This window comes from Komagataeibacter melomenusus, assembly GCF_013155395.1.
Classification (GTDB): domain Bacteria; phylum Pseudomonadota; class Alphaproteobacteria; order Acetobacterales; family Acetobacteraceae; genus Komagataeibacter; species Komagataeibacter melomenusus.
In genome coordinates this window covers 1-4,140 of record NZ_JABJWC010000090.1, presented here as the reverse complement: position 1 = coordinate 4,140, position 4,140 = coordinate 1, and the positions used below count along the sequence as shown (strand labels likewise).

6 protein-coding genes are annotated in these 4,140 nt (G+C 59.3%); 5 read left to right on the top strand and 1 reads right to left on the bottom strand.

All coding sequences use genetic code 11. The features are described 5' to 3' along the window. Together HNW77_RS17030 and HNW77_RS17025 are read left to right on the top strand one after the other, a co-directional pair. Positions 1 to 1,504, top strand: a 1,504-nt coding sequence (locus HNW77_RS17030; protein ID WP_172159284.1) for an ABC transporter ATP-binding protein, incomplete at its 5' end; no start/stop codon positions are given. A 79-nt stretch (positions 1,505 to 1,583) separates the two neighbouring features. Then, positions 1,584 to 2,054, top strand: a complete 471-nt coding sequence (locus HNW77_RS17025; RefSeq protein WP_172159282.1) for a GAF domain-containing protein — start codon at positions 1,584 to 1,586, stop codon at positions 2,052 to 2,054. 54 nt (positions 2,055 to 2,108) lie between these two features. On the opposite strand, the gene HNW77_RS17020 is transcribed toward HNW77_RS17025, so the two are convergent. After that, positions 2,109 to 2,309 carry a hypothetical protein gene (locus tag HNW77_RS17020; protein WP_172159280.1) on the bottom strand — a complete coding sequence of 67 codons (201 nt, stop codon included), beginning with the start codon at positions 2,307 to 2,309 and terminating at the stop codon, positions 2,109 to 2,111. A 435-nt stretch (positions 2,310 to 2,744) separates the two neighbouring features. Here HNW77_RS17020 and HNW77_RS17015 point away from each other — a divergent pair, with 435 nt between their 5' ends. From HNW77_RS17015 to HNW77_RS17005, 3 genes are all read left to right on the top strand, one after another. Beyond that, positions 2,745 to 3,092 carry a helix-turn-helix domain-containing protein gene (locus HNW77_RS17015; protein ID WP_172159278.1) on the top strand — a complete coding sequence of 116 codons (348 nt, stop codon included), beginning with the start codon at positions 2,745 to 2,747 and terminating at the stop codon, positions 3,090 to 3,092. Between the two features lie 70 nt (positions 3,093 to 3,162). Further along, positions 3,163 to 3,486: a hypothetical protein gene (locus tag HNW77_RS17010; protein WP_172159276.1), complete on the top strand. Its 324-nt coding sequence runs from the start codon at positions 3,163 to 3,165 to the stop codon at positions 3,484 to 3,486. Between the two features lie 28 nt (positions 3,487 to 3,514). Further along, entirely contained in the window at positions 3,515 to 3,859 is a 345-nt protein-coding gene (locus tag HNW77_RS17005) for a hypothetical protein (RefSeq protein ID WP_172159274.1), read from the top strand. Positions 3,860 to 4,140 lie beyond the last annotated feature (281 nt).

Genomic DNA, 4,140 nt, shown 5'->3' with positions numbered 1-4,140 from the left:
GGTGGGGGGGGATGTGCGCGGCGACCTGTTCCGCTACCTCAGCGGGCATGACGCGACCTATTTTGCCGACCGGCTTTCCGGCGCCCTCGCGGCCCGTGTCTCGGCAGCAGCCGGGGCAGTGGTGGCGCTGGAGAACATGGCGGCGTGGAACCTGCTGCCTTCGGTGCTGAACCTGTTCCTCGCCATCATCACGCTGGGCACGGTCAGCCCGCTGATGGCGGGGGTTCTGGTAGGCATGACGCTGCTGCTGGGGCTGTGCATCTACCTGCTGGCAGGCCACGGGCAGGAGATGCACCTGGCCTACGCGGCGGAAGCGGCGGAGGTGGATGGCGAGATGCTGGACGTGATGCAGAACCTGCCGCTGGTGCGCGCCTATGGCATGATGGGGGTGGAGCATGGCCGCATGCGCCAGCGCATCAGCGGCGAGATCGGGCTGCACACGCGCTCGCTGCGCTACATGGAAAAGCTGCGGATGATCCATTCCGTCGTCACCGCCTTCATGACCACGGGGCTGCTGCTGTGGGCCGTGCTGTTGTGGCGCATGCACCGCGCCACCACGGGCGATGTGGTGATGGTGACCACGCTGGGCTTCCTGATCCTGAACTGCACGCGCGACCTGGCCTTTTCCATGGTGGAGGCGATGAAGCACGTCACCCGCCTGGCCGAGACGCTGGGCCACCTGCTGGTGGCGCATGAAGGCAGCGGCGTGGCCGAGACGGTGGTGCTGCCGCCCGCAATGCTGCGCGGGCATGTGCAGTTGCGTGATGTCAGCTTTGCCTACCCCGGTGGCGCGCCGGTGCTGTCGCATTTCAACCTCGATATTCCCGCAGGCACGCGCGTGGGGCTGGTGGGGGTGTCGGGCTCGGGCAAGAGCACGGTGCTGGCCCTGCTGCAGCGCCAGCGCTTCGTGCAAACGGGGGCGGTGGAACTCGATGGTGTCAACATCCTTGAACTGGACGAGGCCAGCCTGCGCGCCGCCATGGCCGTGGTGCCGCAGGAGGTGTACCTGCTGCGCCGCTCGGTAGGCGAGAACATCCGCTACGGCCGGCCTGATGCCACCGATGAGGAGGTGAAGGCCGCGGCCGAGGCTGCGGGCTGCACCCGTTTCATCAACGCCATGCCGCAGGGATTCGCAACCGTGGTGGGCGAGCGGGGAGTCATGCTCTCGGGCGGGCAGCGCCAGCGCCTGGCCATTGCGCGTGCTTTCCTGCGCAATGCGCCCATCCTGATCCTTGATGAAGCGACCAGCGCGCTTGATGGGGAAAGCGAGCGCCATGTCCATGCCGCCCTTGAGCGGCTGATGGTGGGGCGCACGGTCATTGCCGTTGCCCACCGGCTTTCCACCCTGCGCGGGTTTGACCGGATCGTGGTGATGGAGCATGGCCATATTGCCCAGACGGGCACCATGGCCGAACTTGAGGCCGTGCCCGGCCCGTACCGTGACCGGCTGCTGGCTGCAGGCGACCTGCTGCGCCCCGTGCCGGGTCTTGCGCCCCTACCCTGAACAGGGCTGGACACACCGCCTGTTTTTGCTGGCCTGCCTTTTCAGGCCCTTATCTCGACTCACGCCACAAGGAAAACCCATGCAAGCCCCAACCCACCGCATAGGCCCCGAAGACCTCGTGCCCATGGTGGCCGCCACCCTTGCGGACGAGACGGACCTGATCGCCAACATGGCGAATATCGCAGCGCTTGTGTTCGAGGCGCTGCCAGACATCAACTGGGCCGGATTCTATCTGTGGAAGGAGGGCATGCTGGTGCTCGGGCCTTTTCAGGGGCGGGTGGCCTGCACGCGCATTGCGCCGGGGCGGGGCGTATGCGGCACGGTCGCGCAAGAGCGCAGGACACGGCTGGTGCCCGACGTGCACGCCTTTCCCGGCCATATCGCCTGTGATGCAGCCTCTGCCGCCGAGATCGTGGTGCCTGTCCTGCACGGGGAACGGCTGGTGGGCGTGCTGGACGTTGACAGCCCCCGCCTCAACCGTTTTACCCTGGTGGACCAGAACAGGCTCGAGCAGGTCGTGGCCCTGCTGGTGGCGCGGATGACGCCCTGATCAGGCAGGCATGCCGTGGGGAGCACCAGAATAGCCTTGGGGCGTCATCTTGCGTTACGCGGTCATGGCATTGGCGACAATGGCTTCAAAATCAGGGAGAATCCGGTTCAGTTTCCGTACCAGTTCAGCATCGGAAATACCCCTGACCCAGAATAATGACTCCTTCCATTTTATATCCATTTCCGGGCCAAGGCGTTCGGCCCCGTCGAGCGCATCAAAGAAATCAAAAAGCCTTTTTTCACAACGCTTCGTCACATCCGGAAGAACCGGTTCATTGTCCGAACCGATTTCCAGCGGATGCGATCATTCGTCTGCCTGCCCCGTTCCGCCAGGCCCTGATGGCCTGCGCCTTTATTCAAAGTAATTCCGGGTAACTTTTAACAAAAACATGGTATTCATAACAATTGATTAACGTTATGTACATGCCATGGAGGCAAACCCTGGCAGCCGTAAGGCACGGATAAGGGGCATAAACGATAAGAAATAGCGGTTAACCGCCAAAAACGGTGGAATTTTCCCTTTATGTGCAGGCAGTTTGTGTTGCCATTTTCGACAGATATGAAATATATGTAGAACAGACATTCCCAGTTTCTCCTGTTTTGTCGAAAATAAATAGGCATACAGTACAGGAATAAGTTCTTTGGCGTAAGACACGGAACGCGAAGGAATTTCTGTAACGGAAGATAATTTATGGCACGATTGGCAGAAGATAATGGCACGACGATAGAAATCATTCAGGAGGCCATGCTCCTGCTGGGGATCAAGAATCAGGCCAAATTGGCCGAGGCCATCGGTGTATCCAGATCTAGTATAAATCTGCTTATGCTCGGGAAACGGGATATGAGTTCAAACACGCGGCTATGCCTCATCAGTTTGCTGAATAACAAGAAGAACGAGTTACTACGCAAAGCTCAGGATACGGAAAAGATGATTGAACGACTCCAGAAGCGGCATATCAGCGTAGCTGAGGCAGAGATACACAAGGCCACCGGGGCGCCATCGTCATGCATCGGAAATAGGTCTGATGGCTACAGATAACAATGCGGCCCGCGGGCAGCACCCGGCCAGAGAAGACAGGCATACAGTCTCCACCAGTGACAGCAGGTGGATGACATATGCCATGTTGTGCGAACGTATCAACAGGTCATGGAAAACCCATGCCAGCAGGCTTGAAACAGAAATCGCCACACATCTGTACAATATTTCCGACCTGCGCATGCATAATGCCGGCCTGTCTGCCGTTGTAACGTCCATGATGCGGGCACAGGGACTGATGGAAAGTCATCCAGATGCCGCGACTGCAATCGAGGCCATAAAAGCACATCCGGATTACCAGTCGGGGGTGCAGAGATACTGCCACCAAATGACCGGTCGCCATGCCAGCCAGCCACCCGATCCGCTCCCCTGCCCTCATCATCAGCGACGGGAATAAGGCTTTTTCCCCAGGATAGAGAAAACCGATGTCACCCTCGAATCCCCTTAAGTCAGATGAAAGCTATAGGGCTGTAGCCGAAAAAAACGAAACCGATGTCCAGGCATGGAAACTGTATTCCCGACGTTTGGAACACCGGATTGGTGAACTGAGGCGGCAGCTAACCTTCAGGATTGCATCGGACGCAGGGCATGTTGCCCAGGTCCGGGAACTGGTCAAGGAACATCCCTGCAGTGCGCTGCTGGGCCGGACCGATATCCTGTTTCGCGATGGCAGACCGAAATCCCATCTCAGGCTTGTTTACGAACGGTCGTTCGACCACATACTTCGCGAATATGGTATCGAGAATCCGCAATCATATCGCCTGGACTGAACAATGCTGTCATGGCTGACAGTGATGCCCCCCATTTGGCAGTCCGCACGCGCACCATTTCCTGATACGGGGAAGTAACGGTTTTTAGAGGCCCGCTTCCGGCAGTCTGGCCTGTCTGGTACGACTTTAGAAAAATGCGTTGCGGTGCCTGAAGGAGAAGGCATCTACAGTGCGGGCATTGCCTGGTGGATGGCCGCAGGATGCGACCAGGAATGGCCGGTCATCTTCATTGTTTTCTGTCAGCCTGCGGGGCGGGGTGGGCGGCTTGATCGGGCGTGGCC